Source organism: Cyclobacterium xiamenense (genome assembly GCF_042140265.1).
Lineage (GTDB): Bacteria > Bacteroidota > Bacteroidia > Cytophagales > Cyclobacteriaceae > Cyclobacterium > Cyclobacterium xiamenense_A.
The window spans coordinates 5402318-5425482 of record NZ_CP159481.1 but is presented as its reverse complement, the minus strand read 5'-3'; the positions used below and the strand labels follow the sequence as shown (position 1 = coordinate 5425482).

Below are 23165 nucleotides of genomic sequence, written 5' to 3'. Positions count from 1 at the left end.
GCTGGCTGTCGGTTCGTTTGTCCGACACCTTTCGTTTTCCGGGAAACAGATCCTACCGGCACTCGGGAAAAACGTATTGCCTACTTGTTCCACTCGAGGAACGCCCGCATCAAAAATCGTTGCTAGTACGCGTTCCGGTACGGGGAGCCTTTGTGCCTCCGATAGGGGAGATTATCAGCGCAGGTTAGTGCGTCTGCGATCGCCTTACAAGCCCCTATTTTTTTGTGCCCAGGGAACTGTTGGAATGGTGTCCGGCCGGTTCTGATCGGCTTCAAAAACTAACAAAAGCAATTAGGTTGAGTTGATTTCTGGACCGATTGGAAGTTCGTTGATTCATGAAGCCAATTTCGGTCCGAAGGTATTTTGAAAGGCGATACCCTAATCCGCCATACAATCGATTTCTGTCAAAAACGGGTTGCGTTGTCGTGACAAACAGCTCGTTGTAGGTGGAAAGGTAGAGGGTGTGATCCAGGAGTTGGCTGCGATTGAGGGCCAGGGTAATGCCCAAGAAATAGCGCAGCCGAAGCCTGGTATCGTCTTGAAAAAAACGTTGCTCAAAACGGTACCGGTGTTGGAAGGAAACGCGTCCGGTGGTTTGTCGGGTGATGAATTGCTGGTAGATGCGATGCTCGTTAAAATGGGTCTTGGCATCGGTATCGCCCAGGTAAGGTTCACTGTAAATGAAGCCGTATCCGAACAGAAGATTGTTGTTATTTTCACTCAGGTTGTACCCGATCCCCGTCCGGAGAAGCAACTGTTCGGTATCTCCGATCGCATTGAAATTCCGGTATTGAACCTCGTGGTGCCAATTCCATTTGTCAGAAATCTTTTTGTTGCCAAAGTAAATCATCCAGTTTCCTACCTCACTTGTTTGCGCCAGCAAGGAAACCGGTAGTAGGAACAGCAGGGAAAGAATACGTTTCATGGTATCGTTCGTTTGGAATCGGGGCATTTTTTTTACCGCAAGGTACCGAATGGGTGGAGGACCCGGAGGCTCAGGGGGTAGCTTTTTAGGTCCTCCCCGGAAAGTTGCCAACAGGTAATTTCGTTTTCAGGTTTTCCTGCGTAGGGTTGAGTCAGGTCAGCAGTGCAATTCAGACTCATAAAGTCTTTTTACACTATCAAAATCGATACAGTAAGCATTTTAGTTCCCAAATGCTTCTTCAAATTTTCGGATACTTTCGTCGGTTCCCGCCACAATGACGTAATCCTCCTGTTCGAATAGAAAGGTGCCGGGATCGATGGTTGAAATCTTTTTACCATCCCGGATCACGGCAAGAACGGTGCAGCCTGTCTCCGCCCGCACATTGCTTTTCGCCAGGGTGGTCCCGGTTAGCTTACCTACAGGTATCCGAAGGAGATTAATTTGTTTGTCCGCCGCGAGCGAGGTTTCGTCTTCAAAAATACTGGAGGCGAGCATACGGCCGCTCACGGTAGCGAGGGATTGCACGTAGTCTGCGCCGGCACTGTATAATTTCCTGACGTTTTCCATATTGTTTGCACGCACGATGATGTGTATTTTGCTATTCATGCTGCGAGCGAGCAGGCTGGCAAACAATGCCACCGTATCGTCCTGAATGGTAATGATCAGGGCAGAAGCTTTGTCGATTCCAGCATTCCGGAGGGTTTCCGCTTTCCGGACATCTCCTACAATGTGAACCCCCTGTTTTTCGCGAATGTCGATAACCGTTACCGATACATTTTTGGCTTTCAAGGCACCAAAGGCAGCTCGTCCCGACAATCCGTATCCCAAGATTAATACCTTGTTTTGTGCAAAACGCCGTATCCTTGTTTCTGCCTTTTTATTCAGATTGGCCAGTTCCTCCCGATCCCCTGCAACCAGTAACCGGGTCTTTGCCGTCAATATCAGGTTACTGGGTACCGGGCTTTGAAAGGTTCCGTTTTGCCATGCTCCGATGATATTGGTGTGCAAATTGTCCAGTAAATTGGCCTCGCCAACGGATTTGTCGCAAAGTTCACTGCCTTCCTCAATATCCATTTCGATCAATTCAACCGCTGCATCAATTTCCACACTGTCATTGATGGATATTGCCGGAACCTGAGCAGCCAGGCTTTTTCCAATGAGTTGCCTGGGAGAAATGGTGCTATCTGCGCCGGCGAGTTTATGATAGTTTTCCATTTCCTCATCTTCGAGCACGGCGATTGTTTTCACTTCCTTACTCAGATTTCTGGTCGAAAAAAGAATGCTAATGTTTTTTTCTGTGCCCGAATTAACTACCACTGTTCTTGCTTCTCTGACGTTGGCCGATTCCAACACGGATTCCAACTCCGGATTGCCGGTCATCACGTTTACCCCGGATAGAAAAAGGTCCGTTGCCGCCTGCTTTTTTGGTTCAATGATGACGTAGTCCAGGTTGCGAGAGGTCAATTCTTTTACCAATACTTCGGCGTGGGTGGAGTACGAACAAATAATTACGTGATCTGTTTTGCTAACGCTTGTTGGCGGAGATTTTTCGATGGCATTTTGAAGGAATGGAAGAAAAAAAACGGGGAAGGCCACGAAGACAAACACCACTCCGGTAAGGTTCATGATCAGCACAAAGTAATTCATGAAGTCACTTTGCCAGGGAGAAAATCCTCCGTAACCACTGGTGGTGAGGGATTCTACAACCACCTGCAGGCCTTGGGGAAAGGTGACCTCCCGGCTTTCAAAAACCGCCATGGACCATACAAAAATCTTTGCATAAAGTATGATTATTCCCGCTACAACAAGTACCGCAAAAAGAATTCTTCGTTTTAGGTTATTTTGCATGGAAGTCCATTTGATCGCTAAGTTATTTAAAAAAAAGTTTTGGAGGAAAGAGGTGGATCGAAATGAAAGAGCTAACCCGTATCCTTGAGCGGTCCAATTTCCCTGCAGCGAAACACAGCCATGCCAAAGGGAACCTGCCGGTCAAAGCAATCAGCCGATAGAGGAAGTGGGCCCGAACCAGGCCGGAACCCCTTTTTCATACGGAACGCAGCCGTCGTAGCCCCCGGGTGAGGGATTGTAGCGCAGTGCCTGGGTAACCCCGATTTCCGAGGTAAAGTACCCCAGCAGGGTCAGTTGCTTCATCAGCGAAAAAAAATGGGGAGCTGCTCCTGGCTTGGTTTGCCTGGCTTCCCAATCGAGTCGGGTCAGGAGCTCCGTCTTTTGCTGGAAATCGAGGGATAGGAAATCCCCTCCCTGCGTTTCCCTGGCCAGTAGATCAATTGCCTTCAATCCCTGACGGAAGATCTCTTGCTCCCGGTTCCCGTAGCAATCGAGCACCATTTTGGCCATGAAATGTCCGATTTCCACAGCTTTGGCTCCGGGAGATTGGTCTGATTCGGGCAAAATGGTTTCGCCAACTTCGTCCATCAGCATGAGTTCCCGGCCCGTAAAGGCAAGAGCCTGGGTTTTCTCCGAGTGGCAGCCGGACAAGAACAGCTCGGCGCCGACCACCGTACCGCCCACCAAAAGGGCCGTTTGTTTTAATGCCAATCGTCGATCCATTGCCTGGGGATTAAAGGTTTCCGTTTTTGAACTGTTCTGCCGCATAGTCAGCGGCGCGGGCCGATAAGGCCATGTAAAGAACAGATGGACTCTGGTTGCCGGTGCTGCTCATGCAGGCACCATCGGTCACAAAGACGTTTTTGCATGCGTGCAATTGATTGTGCCCGTTCAGCATGGAGCTGGCGGGGTCCTTTCCCATGCGTACGCCACCCATCTCGTGAATGTCCAGACCGGGATTTTGCTTATTGTCCACGTGTTCGATGTTTTTGCATCCCAGGGCTTCCATCATCTTCCGCGACTCTTCGTGGAAATCCTGAATCATCCACTCGTCGTTTTCATCGTAACTGATATCCGTGACCAATTGGGGAATGCCCCAGGGGTCTTTCTTGTCCCTGCTGAGGCTGACCCGGTTGCTGGCTTTGGGCAGGGTTTCGCCCTGCATGTACATGTAGACCCGCCAGGGACCCGGTTCGCTCATGCGGTGTTTGAAGGCAACCCCCAATTGGGGTTCGCTGGTAGGTACGCTGACACGCTTTGGGCGGAAGGCCCCCATGAAGGTCATGTAGCCACCCAGAAAGGTAGCGTTTCGTTCACCGAAGTTTTTAAAATTTGGCATGATTGGGCCGGAGGGAACCCGTCCATCTACGTACCGATCGTCGAAGCCATCGATCGTAGCCCAGGTACTGGGTCGGTAATTGTGAAAGCAGATGTATTTTCCAAGTGTCCCGCTGTCGTTGCCCAATCCATTGGGGAAGCGCGCAGAGGTGGAGTTCAGCAATATCAGGTTGGTGTTCAATGCCGAGGCATTCACAAAGATCAGACGAGCATCGATGATTTCCTCTTTTTTACTTCGAGCATCGATGATCTTTACGCCGGTCGCTCGTTGAGATTTTTCCTCGTAGACGATGGAATGCACGACAGCATGGGGGCGGATGGTCAGATTGCCCGTTTTCTGTGCCCAGGGAAGGGTGGAAGAAACCGAGCTAAAATAGCCGCCAAGGGGGCAGCCCCGCACGCAGAGATTTCTGCATTGACACTTCCCACGGCCCTGTTCCAGGTGAATGGCCTCGGGCTCGCTCAAATGGGCCCAGCGCCCTGCGACCATCTTTCGGTCGGGGAACTTTTCCGAAAGGATTTTTTGCATGTGCTGCTCCACACAGTTTAGAGGAAAGGGAGGAAGGTAGTCGCCGTCGGGCATGGATGCCACTCCATCGGAGCCTCCGCAGATCCCTGAAAATTTTTCCACGTGGGAGTACCAGGGAGCGATGTCCTCGTAACCAATGGGCCAGGAAATACCGTAGCCAAACCGTTCCGGAGCCTTGAATTCGTTATCGCTCCAGCGATTGCTGGCCCGCCCCCAGGTAAGGGATTTTCCTCCGACCTGATAGCCTCGGATCCAATCAAAAGGTTTCTTTTGGACATAGGGGTGCTCCTCGTCTTTGATGAAGAAGTGTGCCGAACCCTCGTCAAAAAGCCAGGCTTTGGAGGAGATGGGATTCGCATCCGAGTAATCTTTAGTGACCATGCCACGGTGCTCCAATTCCCAGGGATGTTTGGAAGCGGTGGGGTAGTCTTTGATGTGCTCGATATTTCGTCCCCGCTCCAGGACCAGCGTTTTTAAACCTTTCTCGCACAATTCCTTGGCCGACCAGCCACCAGAAATACCCGAACCGATGACAATTGCGTCAAATGTAGCCATTGCTGTTGAGGTAGTTAACGTTAACCGAAATAGATACCATTTTGCTTGTAATTTACAAAATGGAAGAGAAATACTCCCTAAAAAGAAGAAAAAAGAGGAAGGGAGTTAGCCTCGTTTACTTGTTGAGCGCCCGACAAGCGGACCGGAAATCCATGGAACGGGAGCCAGGTCATTTTCTTTTTCCTTTATCCAACCAGATAAGCAGTCCGGTGATGGGAAGGGATGCGGCGATCAATGCCGCTATACATACGAGGATCCTTCCCGGCAGCCCCAAAATACTTCCAAAATGAATTTCGTACACCATGCCGTTAATCGCATTGAAAGTTGAGATTTCGCTGGACAGACCGTTGCGGAATACGCCCTCAATTCTTTCTCCGCTGTATTGGTCGTGGTAGTAGTGATTGATGGCGGTCAGTCCTTTGCCGGGGTCAATAACAGAGAGGTGGATGGGGTCTTCCTCGCCATGCGGGACACCTATTCGTACTTCCGAATTGGGAAAGGTGTTCCGGTAGTCGGCAATCAATTGGTCGAGGATTCCATCGTTTTCTACGGGCCTCGCCGGAACCTGGGATCGAGGGATCTCCCATTCGATGTTATTTTCTCCACTGAGCAGCTTAATGGTTTCTTTTACAGGGGAAAAACCCCAATAAATCCCCGTAATAAGAGCGAAAATAAGGACCCATGAAACATAAAATCCCAGTACGGAATGCAGGTCGTAGTTTCGTTTTTTTGCACTCGCGGTTGCTTTCAGGAAAAACGTATCTCTGCTTGGTCGGCCCTTTGCGGGCCACCAAATGATCAGGCCGGATACCACTAGTGGGATCGCCAGCAAGGTTACCCAATGAACGATTTCCCTGCCCAATTCGCCCAAAAGCAAATTGCGGTGGAGTTTTTTCAAATAATTGATCCAGCCCTTGTTCATGTCCTGTAAATGGATCAATTCGGCCGAATAGGGGTTTAGCTGCGCCAGATAGTAGGTACCGGGTGCATAGAGCAAGACCTCGATACTACTTTCACGGTTGCGGTAGAGAGCCGTCCGGAAATCTCCTTCGGGAAAGGTTTTTTCGAGGCTTTGCCGTATGTCGGATATGGAAATCATGGGCCGGTCCCGAGCTTCCACGGTTTGGTGATAAGCCAGGCGACTGTATTCCGGCTCCCAGGTATAGAGCGCCCCGGAAAGGGCAATGACAAAAAAGAGCAAGCCAGTTCCCAGGCCTAGAATCAGGTGTAAGCGCAAGAGAATTTTTCTGACGTACATGCGAAAATAGGGGATATTCTGAACGCTACCTGCTTTCTATCCGGTGCCTGCTTCTGCGCATGTACAGGATAAAGCAGGCTGCGCTTATTTCTCAATAGGCGTCAAAACAATGTTTCGGTAGCTCACTTTTCCATGATCTCCCTGCAGGAATACCGGCCCGGCAGCCAATACGTTGGCGCTCATGGCTCCGCCGGTGGGTCCCCATGCGGGTTCGTTGTCGATGATTTTCTTTCCGTTCAGGACCACGGTAACGTGTCGATCTACCAGGGTAATGTCCATGGACTGCCATTCGCCTGCCGGTTTTTCGGCAGCCTGGCTAGGGGTGATCCGACTGTATAAGGCACCCATATTGTGGGAGTCCAGCGGTTTTCCATAGGAATCCACTACCTGAATTTCGTAAATACCCCGCAGGTACACGCCACTATTGTTTCCTTCCGGTACATTCACCTCTAGTTTTAGGTTGAAATCTTCGAATTCCTGTTTCGTGCGAATATTGCCATAGGAGACGTGTTCTCCGTTTTCAGGCTGTACGGGGTCGTTTAGCAGCACGCCGTTTTTTGCCGAAAAGCCATTGGCCTGATTGGGGTTCATCAATACCCAGCCGCTCAGGTCGGTGCCATTAAATAAGGAGACCGGTTTTCCGTACTGGAGGTTCGACAAATCGGGTTTGTCCGGCATGGGTGGCATGCGTTTGCCGGTAAAATGAGATTGGTACTCCCCGGCCCGGCTGGGTCCGGTCATGGTTCCTTTCAGGGAATCTCCGGTTTTCTCCACGCGAAGCGTATGGGTAAGTGTATGGCTTCGATCTTCACTTTTCCGGGAGCTGCTGGTCCGGGTGACCACCAGGGTATTTTCATCGGCCAGGTAGACATGCGCCACGGGCAGCACACTTCCCCCGATCCACAGCAGTTCGGCATCGAGGTACCCTTTTTCCTCACTCACATGTAGCCATCCGACTCCACCGCCTTCGATTTCCAGGCCCCACATCCCGAGAAAGGGATTGTCTCGTGGAGTTTCGGCGAAAGACGTTGCAAAGCAGCAGAGGACGATAATCAGGACAGCGATCGGTGAAAATAGCTTTTTCATGGCGTGGGGTAGGAGGTTTTTCTGGATTATGAGAGACTTTTATCTATTCGACTCGAATGTACAAAAAAATATTTACTTACCTCGGCTCTTTGTGCCGGGAACCGGTGGTGCACAGCATCTACTTTGGCTTTCGCCGGCCGAATTTCAATGATCATAGCTAATCACCTCGTTCAAAATCCAGCATTTGTTTTTCAATATCCAAACATGTACAAACCTCGCTGTTCCAGTCCATTTGTCCTCCTTTCCCGCTTCGCGCAGGAAGAAGTGGTGAATTCCGGTCTGCAGGACAGCGTACAGTTCCCCTGAATCATAAAGAGGAAATACATCCAGACTCTCAGCATCAATTCTCCGGATTGGTTTTTTTGCTTCCGTTGAACAAATGTATTCCCGGGTGTTTTTCAGGAAGCGTTCCCGATCCTGGAACCCACTTTGGTCGTGGTAGAAGCGTAAATCCGATGCGATATGATTTTCAAAATAGTCTATGTCGCAGCGATTAAATCCGCGTTCAAAAAATATGCTGTCTTGCCTTTTGAGTTCCAGGAAAAGCGGATCGTTTTTATCCAATTGGGCATGTGCAGGCACTGCGGCCAAAAGAGAGGCCAGGGCCATTACAAACAGGTAGGTTTTCATTTTTTACTTGCAAGATGGCACCGACATCGCTGGTTTCACCCGAAATCAACCCGCCAATCTCCCGCCGGTATGCCGTCAGTATTTCACCCGCTCAAATTAGATGGAAGCCCAGGTGAAAAAAAAGTTTGCCTTTTCTGTCGATCTCCACGGTGTTTCTAAGAACGATCCCCACGTTTGCCAGCACCAACAGCACCATGACCAGCAGCATGAAATTACCTCCGAGATAAAGCCATTTTTTTGTAAACGCAGCCAGCATAAACAGGATGGTCGAACCAATTGTCCAAACGATCTGAATGGTCAGGATTTGCCTGGCGCTAGAGCCCCACTGTTTTTTTACCGCCATGATAAGCAGGGGAATGAGGATATTTCCTGGCGGAAGTAGCGTAAAGGGCAGGGCAGACATTGACAATAGCTTGAGCAAGGAGGCGGAGGGCGGCGTTGCCGATAGGGGTTTGAGGAGTAGCTCCTCATCCCTTAGGTCTAAGGCGTTGGCCAGGAGTTTTCGTGTTTGACCGCTCGGTTCTGTACCGGACTCGATACGCTGAATCGTTCTGACGGAAATACCGGAAGCTTCCGAAAGTTCTTCCTGTATTAAGTTGCGTTGTTCCCGAATGTGTTTCAGTTTTGACATGGCATTCCTGGTCGGCCTTTTCCGTCTGCGCCTGTCCTTAAGCCCGTGCAAACGGCTATCGTGCAATTGGATATTCCCTGCACCGGATCCAAAAATACCCATGGTTTCGGTTTTTCCCGAGCCTTACCGAAGTTTTTTTACCGGGATCTCCGTTTCAGGGAGCTTGGAAAAACGGGCGTACCCTTTCGGTAGCGAAAAAAGATCTAGTGCTGTCGTTCTAAAAAAAACGGGCCTGGTATAAAACTAGTGGCTCCCGATTTTCCTTGCTTTCAACCGGAACGTTTCCGGGGGCTTTCGTAAGTTTACATGCGATCGGGTACAGGCACCTACCGTCCCTCCCTGAAAAATCTCAAATTGAAAGGACTGGATTTACGGAAGCCTTTCGTATCTTTCCTTCTTAAACGCTCAAAAAACCAAATTGTATGAAAACGTCAACACCACTTTATTTTCCGGCAGTGCTTAGTCTGTTGCTGGTTTTTTCTGTCTTTTTTCAGGCACAGGCCCAGCTGATGGCTCCTGCCCCCAGCCCTGCGGCAGCAGTATCCCAGCAAGTGGGCTTTACAAAGATCAGCATTGAGTATTCCTCGCCTGCAGTCAAGGGTAGAACCGTATTTGGTGGCCTGGTGCCTTATGGGGTTCCCTGGCGCGCAGGTGCCAATGCGCCTACGACCATCGAATTCAGCACAGCGGTTGCTATTTCGGGAAAAAACATCGCTCCTGGTAAATATTCCGTATTTATTACTCCCCAGGCATCGGGCGAATGGACCATTCATCTGAATAGCAAGGGAAATGCCATTTATGCGTACATGCAGGGGGATACTGTGGATGCAGCAGCATTGGCAAAAGACGATGCCGTAGCCATCAAAGTAGCCCCGATGATGAGTGGAGAAAGCCAGGAAAGACTTTCTTACAGCATATCGGCAGAAGACAACAAGGTGGCCAAAGTAATGGTTGGCTGGGACAAGGTGCGGCTTGCCTTCATGGTAGATACACAGGTAGACCAGAAAATGGACGGCTTCAAGGCTGCATTTTAAAGGCAATACGGTCGTCGGGCGCATTCCGGGCTTTCTTTCACAGAAAACCGGCTCGCAAACGACCAGCATTTGCAAAAATTGAAAAAGAGGCAAGCCGTGCAGGCCTGCCTCTTTTTCGTTTACCTTCACCCGGTGGCACCCCGTTTTTCAAGCATGGGAAGCCGGTTCTACTGAACTGAGGCGCTAAAGGAAGCAAAACTCAGGCAATCCCTACCCGTAGAAGTGCTGCATCGCACCTGGTCTGTAAAGAAAACGGCTCCGGCATGGGGTGATAGGATGGAGCCGAGACAGGTCTGGCGCTGGGCGACGGCGGCTGCGTCCGGTCAATCTTCTCTGAGTTTGGAAATAACGATGCCAACTTCTTTCGTTTCGAAGGCCCGGATCAGTAAAAGAAATAGAGCAATTGCCAGCGATTTGGGCGACCGGATCAGTTTGCTAAGGAGGACCACTATCCGGTCGATTTTTTGTATTGCCCCCGCTCTTTCCTCTTCGGGCAGGGACCAGAGGCGTTTGGCCGCTCGCCAGGATTGGGTGCGCGCCTTACGCATGCTAAAATTGATGATCCGCTCGTCTTTGTTTTTACCCATCAGGTCGAGTACAAACATCAGGGGTGATACCCGGCTAAGCCGGTCCTGTAACTCGTTCGTTATTTGAAAAAGAATGTCGTTCACTTTGTGGAAATCGTGCTCAATATCCTGGATGTCCCGACCTTCCATAACCTGGGCAGCGGCAACGGCAAGGTCCAGGTTGATGTGTGCATTCATACCCAAAAGGATGTGTTGAACAATGGTTAGCGGCTTATCGACCTGAGAAAAGGCATAGGCCCAGGCGCCGCTCACTTCCCGGTTATTTTTATAGTCCTGGTAGGCGTTCAGGTACAATTGGGCAAATGCCACATCAAATTTTTCCAGCAGTTCATTGTCTTTGAAATGGCCCAGGTTTATTTCCGAGGCAATTTCATCCGTCGTTCGCCGGTAAACGTAGGCAAACAAGCCGATCCTGCTATTGTTCGAAATACTCTCGTCGATGATTTGATCCAGCGCCTCCAGGACGCCTTGAATGGAGTGGGGGTTGGGCATGGTGTTTCATGTATGGGTGCGCTAACAGAAGCAGGCAGGCTTCATCGCCTCGCCCGTTTCGGTGAAAATAGTGGATTTTACGGCCTTTTGCTCACAAGAAGATGAAATTTTTTCAGAAGTACTTCCTTGCGTGCCCCTATGGAAGCCCGGCGGACAGAAAGGATTGGCCCTGCGGGTTGGTATGGAAAACCGATGGGGGATTGGCCCGCCGATCTCTTGCGGGAGCTGGTCTATTCCAGCGTAATGGTACGGCCTTCTTCCGCGGATTGATAGGCCGCATAGATGACATTCACGCAGTCCACGGCCAAGTCAATGCCTGCAAGTGGCTCCCGCCCTTCTCGGATTGCTTGTATGAAATCCGCAATCTCGGTAGAAAATCCCCGAAACCAATCTTCGTCACAGCTGGGTCGGTTCCATCCCGCCTTGGTCTCCAGTTTTTCGGTGAAATTCTCGCTTGCAAAGGTTGCCGGATCTACCGCGTAAGTTTCGATCACATCGTTTGCTGTCATGTTGGCTTTGATGACCCCGTCGGTCATGTAAGCCGTAACCCGGGTGTTGAGACCACCCAGTCCCACGTCACTGACGAGTACCGAGGCTCGGGACCCGTCATCAAACCGGATCACCACATTGGCCCAGTTTTCTACATCCGTCGGGTCGGAGCTTATCCACTGGTGTGCCTGTACTTTTCTTGCCTGTTCGGAGGCCTCCGAGTGGATCAGGTCTGCTGTATCTGCCATCACCGAAACCGGGAGTATGCGTTTCCCTCTGCGGTGCTCGCCTTCCCACTGCTTGAGGTAGAGGCAGGCACCCACCGCGTGTGCGCCCATTCGAAGCAAGGCCCCTCCGCCCATGGATTTCCATTCTTTGGAAAACACGGAATTTGAGCCAGAGTGGTTTTCTTCCGCCCGAAGCTCAAGAATGGATCCCCGGGAGGCCGCGATCAAGCGACGCATTTTAACGATAGGCGGCGCATATACCCAATTTTCGGCATAGCAAAAGATCACTTTGTTTGCCCGTACGGCCTTCCGTACCGCTTCTGCATTGTTGCGCGCGCCTGCCCTCATTTTCGCACGGGGAACGTGTAGCCCGATGGGTTCAGGGTCTCCTGGCTCGCCAAAATATCCGGTCAGGGGTTTTTCCATGATGAGGTGCTTTCCGGCTTCTGCAGCTTTGATGGCGATCTCGTGATGGGATGCGGGAGGCGTACAAATGTCAATGATGTCGATGTCTTCCCGCGCCAGTAGTTGATGGAGGTCGGTCGTTGCAAAGGAAAGGCCCGCCTCACGGGCAAATGCGGAGGCACTTTCTTCTGTCAGGGAACAAACGCCCCTGACTTCCACCAGTCCGGGCGGCAAGTTCCGGTAATTTGCCAGATGCATCCTGGCCCCGTAGCGGGCACCGACCATCCCTATTCCCAATGTTTTTTTCATTCTCTGGTCAGGTGTTTTTAGTAAGTTTTTGTCTTGATGTCCCCGGAGGTCGTTTTTGACCTTGTGTAACGATCGTCCGGAGGTTACGAAGCTAGCAGAATTTTGATGGATTTAAAAGTACCGGCCCAGTCCAGGTACCTACCGAAATCCGGGTTACCACCCGATACCGAAGCCGAAAGAAAGCCCGGCGCCGGGTTTACGGGCTTTTTCAAGGCCCGGTAGGGATTTCTTTCCTGAGGATTTCCCCTGCCGCTGTCTTCTGAACTCAGCAAACCTGAGCAGTAGCCCCTACTGAATTGGGACAAGGACCTAACCGGATCGCCCCCTCGGCCCCGTATGTTAAGCTTATGCCGCTCTTTCGCTATCATGCATTCTTCCAAAACAAACCTAATTGGTCGTTTTCATGACTCTTTCTAATTGACGGTTCAATTCGAGAAATTCACACAGCGTGGCTACATTTTTATTAAAAACGCTACTGCTAATGCGATCCATGGTCAGGTATTGGCCATTCCAGCGTTCTCCTCGTGGCATGTTCTTCTTAAATCGATCGTTTTTTGTGATCCAGGCTCCGGATTCCTCTTGTTCCTCGAGTACGCGCACCACATCCCCGGAGATATCCGCAATTCGTCGCATCAATGCTTCTTTTGAGTCCACGTACTGTTCTGCTTTACGCAGGGCCTCGTGACCCATTTCAAGGGCTTTTTCATACCGAAGAGTGCTTTTCTCAAGCGGTACCTGCAAGTCTGTCTGATAGGCATATCCGGTTCGGCGCTCGGGGTGCAGATCTTCCAGCTTTTCTACACGAATTCGGGGTCTATCGTAATAGAGCGCTTTGTTTGTGCCGAGTTCTACAAAGCGCGCCCACATTCCGTTTTCCATCCTGACCTCTCGAAGCCATCGCAAGGCATCGGGGATGGGTTCGAGTAATGTTTCGTTTCCGAGGATGAGGTACAAATCGATCAGGGTATTGATGTTCTTAACGGTAACAGAGGGACATACTGCTGGTGGCTCGAAGGTGCGCGCCCAGGCCGGTTGAAGAAACTCATTGTATTGTTGCGCCCAACCGGGTTGGGGCGGCGGTAATTGGGAGATCATCAGAAACCGGGCAGCCTTGCGCAGGCTTTGTTCAATGGTCTCGTCTTCAGGGTAATACCGGTAGGCCTCCAGCATGACACGGATGCAATCGTTAATCCCCCCATCATTGAAGGTGGCGTAATCGTGGTAATTTCCTTGCTCGGGGTACTTGTGCGGCCAGCCCCCGTTTCCGAGTTGGGTTTTCTGCATCATCTGTAAGGCTTTTTGGGTAGCCGCAGTCAATACAGGATCAACCAGCAGCTGATCCAGCGCCATCAAAAAGCTAACTGCCGATTGGCTTTGATCATCATCGAAACTCACTACTTCGTTGTCCAGGTTATTGAAATCGATGGTATGGTCCCAACCGCCATGTTTGTTTTGCCCCCGAATCAACGCATCTGCGGCCTCTTTGGCGAATGCCAATGCCTGCCTGTCGGAAGTGACCTGATAGGCACGCAAAAAGGATTGCCCTACGGCGGGAGTACCGGGAGGCTGCACCTCTATGGTGTGTGGATCTGCTGGACTCTCTCCCCACCGCATGCTTAAGTCGGGAGTGACGTAGTACACATAGCCTCCTTCGGTATTCAGGGAATGAAAAAACGCCAATCCTTTTTTCAGTGCCACATGGGTCCGGTCTACCAAGTCGTTTTGCCCGGATACGGGCGGTTGGGCATGCGCAGAAATCGGACATACGGCTGGCAGCATGCCAAAAGCGATCGCAAAAATCAGTAATCTCCTCCGGAAGAACATCTTTTTATGGGTTTATTGTTGAAAACAAATTGCAACGATTTTGCGGGTATAAACTACGCAAATCCGGTCAAAATGCCAGTATTCGCGCGGATTTTTACAGGCTTCCGGTACCAGAACGATCGTTCTGATACCCCGGGGGCAGGTGGCAGACGCGGTTGGTTTGAAAAGCGAACGGCTTTACCAATGCGCCCGAAGCAGCTGTACTACGGGTTTTGAATGCAGGCAACCGCTGCCGAATCCATGCAACTGATGAGGAAGAACCCCGGGCATCAAACGCGTTCACCGGGGGACGGTGGATGGTTCGGGGTGCAACGAGAAAGCCTGTTTGTACGCAGGGAATGGCCGAAGGGAGGCGTCAAAAGAAAAAAATCAAAATGACGTAAACGCGTTTCGCTTTACATTTCCCGCTTCGTCAACCGAGTAGCCTTCCGGGCTTCCGCCGTTCCAGATCATTTCTGGTAACATTTCCCGGAGTACCTTTCGGTGTGCTTCTACGACCGCTGCCTGTTCCTGTTTGTAGGCAATATTATCCCATTCATTCGGATCCTGTGCGTGGTCGTAGAGTTCTTCCAGGTTGATTTCCGGATAGTAGATGTACCGGTACCGCATGCTTCTCACGGCATGGCCGGTTACTCCCCCGGGTTTGGGATTGGGAAACTTGTAGCTGGAGATAACCGGATCTGTCGCTACATGGGGGTCATTGAGTTGGGGCACCAGACTATGCCCATCCAGGTGGGGAGGTTGCTCAAATCCCGTCAGTTCCACCAGGGTAGGGTACAGGTCCATAAGGCTCACGGGTTGGTCACATCGGCTGCCTGCCTGCGTCATGCCCGGCACGGAGATAAGCAAGGGTACCCGCGTGGACCGTTCCCAAAGGGTAAATTTTTCTATGTTGTCTTTTTCTCCCATGTGCATGCCGTGGTCGGACCATAGCACCACGATGGTGTTATCGGCATACTTCGATTGTTCGAGGGCATCCAGCAATCGTCCCACCATGGCATCGGAAAAGGTAATCGACGCAGCGTAGGACTGGATGATTTTTTCCCATTGCTTGTTTTCAAGCACCCATTCCATGATATACCGACGACCATGGTCAAATGCGTCTTCCAGGTCGTCCTTTTTACGTACCGGAAGCACGATGTCTTCCAACGGATACATGTCGAAGGTATTCTTGGGGTACTTCCCAGGGATCGTGGGGTTTCCACATGCCCGCAGCCAGGAAAAAGGGTTTGTCGTGGATTTGCCGGAGTTGATAGCTCGCCCAATCTGCAATGTGGTAGTCCGCCATTTTTTCATCTTCTACGGGGATGGCGCCCCAGGTCCACCAGCCATCTGCCCCGCCACCGGGGCGGTTTTCGTTGTCTACATCTTCCGGATAAATGACTTCCTTGGGGGCCCGGATTTGGAAAGGGTGGGAGATGTAGGGGCTGGGGTAATAAAAATCCCAATTGGCTGGCTCTACCTGGCTGGTGGGAGACCAGGGAGGTGCCTGACTGTGGTAGATTTTGCCTGCGCCAAGCGTTTTGTACCCATTTTTTTGAAAAAATTGCTCCAGTGTGAGGACTCCTTTAAGCGCCTCGAAATCCCGCCACTTTGGACCGTCCCCCCAATACACGTTTTCAGCCCCCGAACGTGCATGGTGTACGCCGGTGAGTATGGCGGCACGTGTGGGTGCACAGGCCGGTGCAGGGGTGTGGGCATTGGTAAACACCATGGAAGCGGCCGCCAGCCGATCGATGTTTGGCGTATGGATTTTCATGCCCGCGTTTCCGGCCAGGAACCCAGCCCAGTCGTTCATATCGTCTACTGCGATAAATAGGATGTTTGGCTTTGATGCGGCCGTTTCCTGCGGTTCCGTACAACTCTGAATTAGCAGGGCCGGTGTGACCAAAAGCAGAAGGAGGGTGGGGGATAAGAGACTCATCGGGTGCTTCATGGATCTGTTACTGTATAGGTGAATATAGGGTAAAAAATGGAAGGGTGCAAACGTCAAAAAACCCCAATCCTGTACCTGACAAAGGATTGGGGTTTGCTGCTGCATACAGCAGGTACACCTGGTCAGAGAAAAGAAAGCGAGCGTCGAAATGGCCGGAGACCGGAAAGATGGGTAGCAAGCGGCAAACCTTTTCTTTAGTCCATGATCCGTTCATTATCAATCACGGTCAGTATGCAGGAAAAGGTCAGGTCAGGATCTCCCCGGTGCGAAAGACTTTGGTAGATGGGAAATACGGTACGCGTTACCCTTTTTCGTGCCAGGATTCGCCCTTGATACTTGACCGTAATGGGTCGGTTCAGATCCAACATGTCGTCATTTAGGAACAATTCCAGTTTGCGGCTATAATTGGACAGGATATTGATTTCGTTTCCATCGGTGTTGTATTCCACACGGATTTCCCCACCTGTTTCAATGAGTTCCTCGGGTACACCCAACCAATAAAAATAGCGGTGATGCCGATCGTCCTGCTTCCATACGATCTTTTTTGGAATGGGATTTCGTTGGTGGTTTGCCATCCAGGGCAAGGCCACCGCATCTTCCAGTTTCATCCAGTGACCCAATCCTTCGTGAAGGATAACCTGATGGATGTAGGAGCCCGGCGCTTGTGCTTCCAGGCTATCGAGTAGCAATTTCCACTCCCGAGCTTTGGCGTTCCGCTCGTACGCATCGTCGAGTGCGCCCATGTGAAGTGCGAAGGGTACGTGTTTAAGGCCCAGGGGAGACGTTTCATTGGGATGCCCTGCCATCATGGCAGCCGCTGCCCAACGATCGGCCATGCGTGGGGCCAATTGGTATACGCCATCGCCGCCTGCAGAATAGCCCAGCAGGTACACCTTATTGGGATTGACCCCTTCCAAGGCTCCGGACAATTGAATCAAACGCGTAAAAAAGTCGTCGACGTGCGCTTCGTGCCAGAGGTTCCAGGTATTGGTGGGGGCCCGTGGAGCCAAATACATGCCTTCCAGTCCCTTCATTGTTTGATCGTACAAGTGTTTTTGGTTCTCGTATTGCCGGTCATTTACCTCGGGCCGGGTATTGCCTCCCCCGTGTAGGGAAATATACAAGCTCCTGCCATCGACGGGGGCATCCCCGAATACCTGGTAATAAAATGGCATGTTCAACCCGGCATGTTGTAATTCACGGGCATCCCATTGCGTTCGGAATTCCGAGATCAATTGTAGCTGATGGTCGCGAAAAAGCAGGTCGATTGACTGTTCCGCTTCTATTTCTGATAATGCATTCCTTGCAAAATCCAGACGTTCCAGCGGTTCCCGGGCTGAAATCGGCGTTGACAACCACTGTTCCAGCTCTTGTACGGTGTCAGCGTTGATGGCTTTTTTTGGGCTGCATCCGACCCATGCCGTCGGTATCAGCCATCCAAGTAGTAGGTAAACGTTTATTTTCATCGGTTTAGGTTTGTTCCGTAATGGGCACATGCCTGTCGTACTATGAGGGACTCTGGTTTAGGTGGTAGGCCGAGCTTCCAAGTGAAGGGCGGTTTGTTTACGAGGATCATTTTTTCCCTATGCAGGTATACGTGCGAGATAAGCTAGGAAAAAAAATTGTATTCTCATTCATTTATCGATTCGAACTTCCTGCCGTGTACTTTTCCACGCAGGAAATGAAGAAAGGTCCAGAGGTTCCTGTTTCCCAGCAAGCGAATCGGGCGTATGAAAAGCGCCCCGCTGCCTGGCGGGAGCACGGGGCCTTAGTGGCGGGTCAGTCTCTGTATAAGTTGCGCTTTGTCCGGAAATCGATCGAGGAGTACTTTTTCGGAGGCGAGTTCAAAATCAGCGAAGTTAAAGCCAGGTGCCACCGTGCACCCGACCAGCGAATAGCTGTTTGGCTCGATCACTTCTGCGGCAAACCAATGGCCTCCCGGAACAACAAACTGGGGCACCTCGCCTTTTTCGAGGGCGCGTCCAATTCGGTGAATCGAATGCTGCCCGGTTTCGGATAACAGATGAAGGTGTAGGGGAGAACCGTCGTAAAAATGCCAGATTTCGTCCTGCCTAATCCGGTGAAAAGCCGAAAAGTCGGCGGAAGTTAATAGGAAATAGATACATGTGGAATGGTTTCGTTTGCCAACGAAGTCCGAGCCCAGTGCGGATTCGGGAATTTCCCCGACACTTCGGTAGGTTTCCCGAAAAAAGCCTCCTTCCGGATGCGGTATCAAGCCGAGTTGTTGCACGAGTTTTTTGATGGTTTGCATGGTTTTTTTTGGATGGATACCGATAATCGACGGCTTCTGCTCAATTAAGGTACCGGAATTTATCTTCATCGTAGGGTATCATCCCCTGCTTGCCGCCTGGCGGGTCACACAGCGGTTGATGGTTATTATTCCGTCGAATCATTTGTGATAGCCTTCTTCAGGGCGATTGGGCGCAGCAAAAGCCGCCTGGAAAGATAGGACTAATGGATTGCGCTTACTTTATTCGTTCTGTTTTTTTTACAATCTCGTAAATCAAATCATCCATTTCCTTGGCAGATTTGCTAAGGGCTTTGGTGAGCTCCCTGATTTCCGATTCTTCGATGATTAAGTCGGTTTCGAAAAGGGAACAAAGCCCCAATATGTTTGACAGCGGACGCCGAAGTTCATGCGATTGTATCCAGGCGATGGATCGTAAATTTTCATTCTGTTGGATAATTGTTTCCTGGTTCTTTTTCAATTGCGTTACATCTTGCAGAATGACGATCGTCATCTTCCGGTCCCCATCTTGGAAGGTGTTCAGGCTACCGTTAAAGATCCGTTCTTCGCCGGATTTGGTTCGGGCAGGTATGAACCGTCCCATTTGGGCAAGCTTTGCTCCGGATTGTCGGTACCTTTCCGCAAAGGCATGATGGCTGGTATGGAGTCGATCCGGAATCAGCATTTCGATCGATTGGCCGGTGATTTCGGCTGGAGTGTAACGAAAGACAGTTGTAAAATCTTCGTTTACGAATTCTATCCGGTCTTGATCGTTTACAATCAGCAAGGGGTGAGGGATGGATTCGATTATTTTTTGAAGGCGATGTTCGTTGCTCTCGATCTTCAATTGAGCGTTTCTAATCTCGGTAATGTCAGAAAAAGCCACCAATACGTTTTTCAATTGACCGGTTTCGGCATCGAAGACGGGTTCGCTATTCACCAGAATCCACGCAAAATCGACCGGCGATTTTTGAATACCCATGATGTAGTTCCGGACGGCCTTTCCCGTCCGTGCGGTGACCGTTACCGGATGGTATTCGGGATTGATGAATTGCCCTTGCTCATTTCGGGCATTCCAGCGACTATCTTGCGCACTTTTCCCCAGGAGCTGTGATTTTGAAAGTCCCAAGATTCGGGCCGCGGCCTCGTTGCAGTCGACGATCGGATTCGTATCTTTGGCGGCATGCAATACAATGCCTTCCGACAGTAAATCGACCATTAGTCGGTATTTTTGTTCGCTTTCCTGCAATTTTGTTTGCCCCTGACGGGCCTCCGTCAGGTCTTTTGATACAATGGACACGCCAATCACCTGCTGCTCTGGAGTTCGAACGGCATTCATCGTCAATTCCCAAAATTTGCCGCTCGCCCAGTCTTCCAACTTTTGGGTCCTGCCGCTCATGGCTTGTTCAAGGTAATGGGCATGGCTTTGTCGATCGGAAAGGTAGGGGTAGTCCAGCGCAGAATCTCCTATGGCCGGTTCCCGCCCGAAAATCTCTACGTACTGGTTTTTTCCGGCTTGATTGATAAAGCGAAATACGAATTTTGTATCGATGAAGCTAACCCCTTCACCGGTGCTTTCATAGATCGCCCGCAGCAATTCCTCTTGGTCAAGAATTTTTCGCTCCGCTTCGACCATTTCGGTAACGTTTCGTATCAGGACAATGTACCGGTCGTCTTCCAGGTTATTCAACCGCCCCTGGTAATGTTTTTTCTTACCTTGGAATTCCATCGAATAGGTTACTTCCGAGACTTCCCCATGGCTACGAAGTTGATCCAAAGCGGCGGACAGCTTGTTTGCAACATCGACCGGTAGCGATTCGGCGTAGTGTCGATTTAAAAACCGGTCGGGGGAAGTATACAGTTCGTTAGCGTCTGCTTTATAGTCTACGATCCATCCTGCCCGGTCCAGGACGAAAAGCATGTCGGGTATGCTTTTCAATAAGCCTTTTCTGTAAATCTCGGCCTCTTTCTTTTTGGTTATGTCCCGAATTTGAACGACCATCTCCGGTTCTTCGCTAAGTAGGGGGTAGAAATTCATTTGGTACCAACAGCCACGAACGGTAATTTCTTTGGATGCCGTTTCCTTTTTTTCTATCAATTTCCAAATCGTTCGGATCTTCTCCCAATCGTTACTACCATCGAATACATCCCTAAAGTTGGCTCCGGTCTGAAGTGCTGTGCCGAATAAGCTCCTGTAGGATGCACCGGCAGCTTGATTAAATGAAATCACCTGAAACGAATCACCAATTAGGATGAAGGCATCCGCACTTCCGTCGAAAATACTTCGAAACCGCAGCTCCGCCTGCAGGAGTTGATTGGTCGCCTGCATGGCTTCCGTGCAGTCATACCCGACGCCGAGTATCCCTTCGGGTACTCCATCCACGTTGGAAAAGGACGAAAAAGCCCAGTTTGTCCAATAGAAGTTTCCTTGCTCGTCTTCGGGCTTTCGAAGTCTAACGTTTACTTCCAGCCCTGGCTGGGCCAGACATTTCCCGGCGGCCTCGATGGCCAGCGGTACATCGGGATCGTGCACGGTAATTGCAAATGGCAGCCCGATAAAGTCCTTGGCGATAAACGAAAACCGTTCACGAAAGACTTCATTTACGTAGGTGTAATTGCCTTCCAAATCCGTCATGACCACCGAGAATAATCGAGAGGTAGCTAAATAATCGGGGATTCGGTTGTTATAGGAAAACATTGATTTTTCCATTAGGTATCTGTACTTTATTGGATGCCTCCAGTTAAAAAATTGACTTTTATCCAAAAATTTTTCATCGATAGTTTCAAAAATAGAAAAAAATTATTCATCAAATAAATAAAAGTACCGTATTTTCAGAGATTGTGATTTGTGACGCAGGTTAAGGGTTTTTTCCGGCAGTCAGTTAAAACGGCGTAACGGTCCCCACGGCCTTCCTGCTTTGAGAAATCGAAGCGCTGCGGATTAAAAACTGTTTCCCCGAAAATCCGCGATGGGCATTGGGTGGGATCGAGGCCTAATGTGCCTCCTGTTTTCCGAGGAGCTTTTGATCTTTCGTCCCAATGATGCCAGGGGATATGGCGAGGCCCGAACTCATTGGGTCTGCGCTCCTTTCTGTCGGGAGAAAAGTGGGTACTGCTATACGGATTTTTCAACGTACTCCAATGGGGGAATTAGTATTCGATCAGGCCCAATTTAAACAAAACCTTAAGGGATTCGGCACCGAGTAGCAGCAGCATCAACAGGGGAATAATCCACAAAAACGTTATTCGTAGCAGCGACTTGATCGAGCGACTCGGGGAATATCCCCCCACGGTGATTTCCTCAAAGAGCTTTTCGAGGGTCCAGGTACTCCGAATAAAAACAGACAAAAGAAAGGCCCCCACCAGCAGGCAAAAGGTGCCAAAAAAATCCAAAATAAAGTTAAAATACCCCATGGTCACTGTATCGCTCTGTTTATCTCCGTATCCTAAAAAATTTGTAAAAAAGGCGGGAGAATCCGGGTTAAAGGATAGAATGGCGGGTAGACTGATCAGGAAAATACCTGTCCCAAGTAGCAGGGAATAGTTTCTCCGACGGATTTCGTTTTCCCCGGAGAGATAGTTTACCGCTGGTTCCAGCATAGAAATGGTGGACGTGACGATGGCCAGGTTAAACAAGGTAAAGAAACCCACTCCGATAATTCTTCCCCAGGGTTCACCAAACCCGTAAAAGGTGTCGACCAGGTTGATAAATACCAGGCTGGGGTTGAGGCCGACCTGACTGGAGCTGGAAAAAAGGGGGATAATCAGCAATCCAGCCAATAGCGCCACCAGGGTATCGCTGTGTACGATGTAATGGGAATTGGAAACTACCCGGGTGTTTTTGTCGATATGCGTCCCATAAGTGACCATGGAACAAGCACCCAGCGACAGGCTAAAAAAGGATTGCCCCAATGCCTCAATGATGCCGACCCTGCCATTGCTATCCATGGCAAACAGTGCGGATAAATCGAAGGTAAAGTTGGTGTAATTCACCCGGTCTCCGGCGACAAAGGGCAAGGCCAGGATCAGGCATACCATCATGAGTACCAACAGCGGGATAAAGCGTGTGCTCACCCATTCGATCCCCTGTTTGATATTGTTGGCTACAATGATCACAGTTGCTCCCATAAAGATCCCTGAAAAGAGCAATACCTTGTACGGGGAGCTCACAAAACTTCCGAACAGGCCGCCTACTCCTGCGACGGAGGGACTGTTTTTGGCCAGGGCTGCTTCCACGGAACCGGTGATTTCCTGGTACTGAAAAAGGTACAGGTACAAGTAGTATAAGGACCATCCCGCCACCACGATGTAAAAGGACAAGATAAAGCAGCAAGTGATCAGGCCAAAAAGGCCGGCAAAACCCCACTTTCTCCCCCCAATGCTGCGGAAGGCTGCCACGGCATCGCGTTGGCTGTTTTTGCCAAGGGCCGTTTCCCCGATCATTAATGGGACGCCAAGGATAAAGGTAAACAGAACGAATACCAGAATAAAAGCCAGCCCTCCGTAGTTGAATACCCGGGCAGGGAAAAGGACCAGGTTAGCGATGCCCACGGCGGCACCGACCGAGGCAAGAATGTGTCCGGTATTGCTGAATTTGCCGGGCAACAGTGCAAGTTTGCGCATGCAAGGGAAGGGTTAGGTGGTTAGTGGTTTGCCAGGTGCTGGTTTGAACCCACTTTCTCAAAGGGGTCGGTTTTTTTCCAGAAAACCAGGCAGCTTCCGTATCAAATTTATTCAAAAATTTGATACGGAAGCTTTCGTCCGATTAATTTTTAATCCCCGAGCAATAAATCCGCGGCATGGGGAGCAAAATC

Annotated in this window: 19 protein-coding genes; 1 reads left to right on the top strand and 18 read right to left on the bottom strand. The window is 50.4% G+C overall.

Features of this window, described 5'->3' with window-relative positions:
* Window positions 1–271 precede the first annotated feature (271 nt).
* From ABWH99_RS22255 to ABWH99_RS22220, 8 genes are all read right to left on the bottom strand, one after another.
* The gene (locus ABWH99_RS22255) at window positions 272–925 is read right to left on the bottom strand and encodes a DUF2490 domain-containing protein (protein ID WP_375583968.1); all 654 of its coding nucleotides are present in this window, start codon (window positions 923–925) and stop codon (window positions 272–274) included.
* 219 nt (window positions 926–1144) lie between these two features.
* Window positions 1145–2773 (bottom strand): potassium channel family protein, encoded by a 1629-nt coding sequence (locus ABWH99_RS22250; protein WP_375583967.1) that lies wholly within the window; start codon window positions 2771–2773, stop codon window positions 1145–1147.
* A gap of 150 nt (window positions 2774–2923) precedes the next feature.
* On the bottom strand, window positions 2924–3496 hold the full coding sequence (locus ABWH99_RS22245; protein ID WP_375583966.1) for a gluconate 2-dehydrogenase subunit 3 family protein: 573 nt from the start codon (window positions 3494–3496) through the stop codon (window positions 2924–2926).
* Between the two features lie 10 nt (window positions 3497–3506).
* Complete coding sequence (locus tag ABWH99_RS22240; protein ID WP_375583965.1) at window positions 3507–5195, bottom strand: GMC oxidoreductase; 1689 nt, start codon at window positions 5193–5195, stop codon at window positions 3507–3509.
* Window positions 5196–5364: 169 nt separating this feature from the next.
* Window positions 5365–6453, bottom strand: a complete 1089-nt coding sequence (locus tag ABWH99_RS22235; RefSeq protein WP_375583964.1) for a PepSY-associated TM helix domain-containing protein — start codon at window positions 6451–6453, stop codon at window positions 5365–5367.
* An 84-nt stretch (window positions 6454–6537) separates the two neighbouring features.
* On the bottom strand, window positions 6538–7539 hold the full coding sequence (locus ABWH99_RS22230) for a DUF1080 domain-containing protein (protein WP_375583963.1): 1002 nt from the start codon (window positions 7537–7539) through the stop codon (window positions 6538–6540).
* A gap of 144 nt (window positions 7540–7683) precedes the next feature.
* Complete coding sequence (locus ABWH99_RS22225; protein WP_375583962.1) at window positions 7684–8169, bottom strand: nuclear transport factor 2 family protein; 486 nt, start codon at window positions 8167–8169, stop codon at window positions 7684–7686.
* Between the two features lie 91 nt (window positions 8170–8260).
* Window positions 8261–8902, bottom strand: coding sequence for a helix-turn-helix domain-containing protein (locus tag ABWH99_RS22220; RefSeq protein ID WP_375583961.1), 642 nt, complete (start codon window positions 8900–8902; stop codon window positions 8261–8263).
* Between the two features lie 320 nt (window positions 8903–9222).
* Between ABWH99_RS22220 and ABWH99_RS22215 the strand changes: the two genes are divergently transcribed.
* Window positions 9223–9834 carry a DUF2911 domain-containing protein gene (locus ABWH99_RS22215; protein ID WP_375583960.1) on the top strand — a complete coding sequence of 204 codons (612 nt, stop codon included), beginning with the start codon at window positions 9223–9225 and terminating at the stop codon, window positions 9832–9834.
* Window positions 9835–10157: 323 nt separating this feature from the next.
* On the opposite strand, the gene ABWH99_RS22210 is transcribed toward ABWH99_RS22215, so the two are convergent.
* The 10 genes from ABWH99_RS22210 to ABWH99_RS22165 form a co-directional block, all read right to left on the bottom strand.
* A complete protein-coding gene (locus ABWH99_RS22210) occupies window positions 10158–10913 on the bottom strand; it encodes a DUF5995 family protein (RefSeq protein ID WP_375583959.1) in 756 nt (251 codons plus the stop codon).
* Window positions 10914–11143: 230 nt separating this feature from the next.
* Complete coding sequence (locus ABWH99_RS22205; RefSeq protein WP_375583958.1) at window positions 11144–12343, bottom strand: Gfo/Idh/MocA family protein; 1200 nt, start codon at window positions 12341–12343, stop codon at window positions 11144–11146.
* Between the two features lie 83 nt (window positions 12344–12426).
* Window positions 12427–12711 carry a hypothetical protein gene (locus ABWH99_RS22200; RefSeq protein WP_375583957.1) on the bottom strand — a complete coding sequence of 95 codons (285 nt, stop codon included), beginning with the start codon at window positions 12709–12711 and terminating at the stop codon, window positions 12427–12429.
* A gap of 19 nt (window positions 12712–12730) precedes the next feature.
* Window positions 12731–14167: a pectate lyase gene (locus ABWH99_RS22195; protein WP_375583956.1), complete on the bottom strand. Its 1437-nt coding sequence runs from the start codon at window positions 14165–14167 to the stop codon at window positions 12731–12733.
* Between the two features lie 369 nt (window positions 14168–14536).
* Window positions 14537–15325, bottom strand: a complete 789-nt coding sequence (locus ABWH99_RS22190) for a sulfatase-like hydrolase/transferase (RefSeq protein WP_375583955.1) — start codon at window positions 15323–15325, stop codon at window positions 14537–14539.
* On the bottom strand, window positions 15288–16103 hold the full coding sequence (locus tag ABWH99_RS22185) for a sulfatase-like hydrolase/transferase (protein ID WP_375583954.1): 816 nt from the start codon (window positions 16101–16103) through the stop codon (window positions 15288–15290). The genes ABWH99_RS22190 and ABWH99_RS22185 overlap by 38 nt, the downstream gene beginning before the upstream one ends.
* A 194-nt stretch (window positions 16104–16297) precedes the next feature.
* The gene (locus ABWH99_RS22180) at window positions 16298–17569 is read right to left on the bottom strand and encodes a hypothetical protein (RefSeq protein ID WP_375583953.1); all 1272 of its coding nucleotides are present in this window, start codon (window positions 17567–17569) and stop codon (window positions 16298–16300) included.
* Between the two features lie 302 nt (window positions 17570–17871).
* Window positions 17872–18444, bottom strand: a complete 573-nt coding sequence (locus ABWH99_RS22175; RefSeq protein ID WP_375583952.1) for a cupin domain-containing protein — start codon at window positions 18442–18444, stop codon at window positions 17872–17874.
* A 145-nt stretch (window positions 18445–18589) separates the two neighbouring features.
* Window positions 18590–21049 carry a PAS domain S-box protein gene (locus tag ABWH99_RS22170; RefSeq protein WP_375583951.1) on the bottom strand — a complete coding sequence of 820 codons (2460 nt, stop codon included), beginning with the start codon at window positions 21047–21049 and terminating at the stop codon, window positions 18590–18592.
* Between the two features lie 452 nt (window positions 21050–21501).
* On the bottom strand, window positions 21502–22974 hold the full coding sequence (locus tag ABWH99_RS22165; RefSeq protein ID WP_375583950.1) for a sodium-dependent transporter: 1473 nt from the start codon (window positions 22972–22974) through the stop codon (window positions 21502–21504).
* Window positions 22975–23165: the final 191 nt, after the last annotated feature.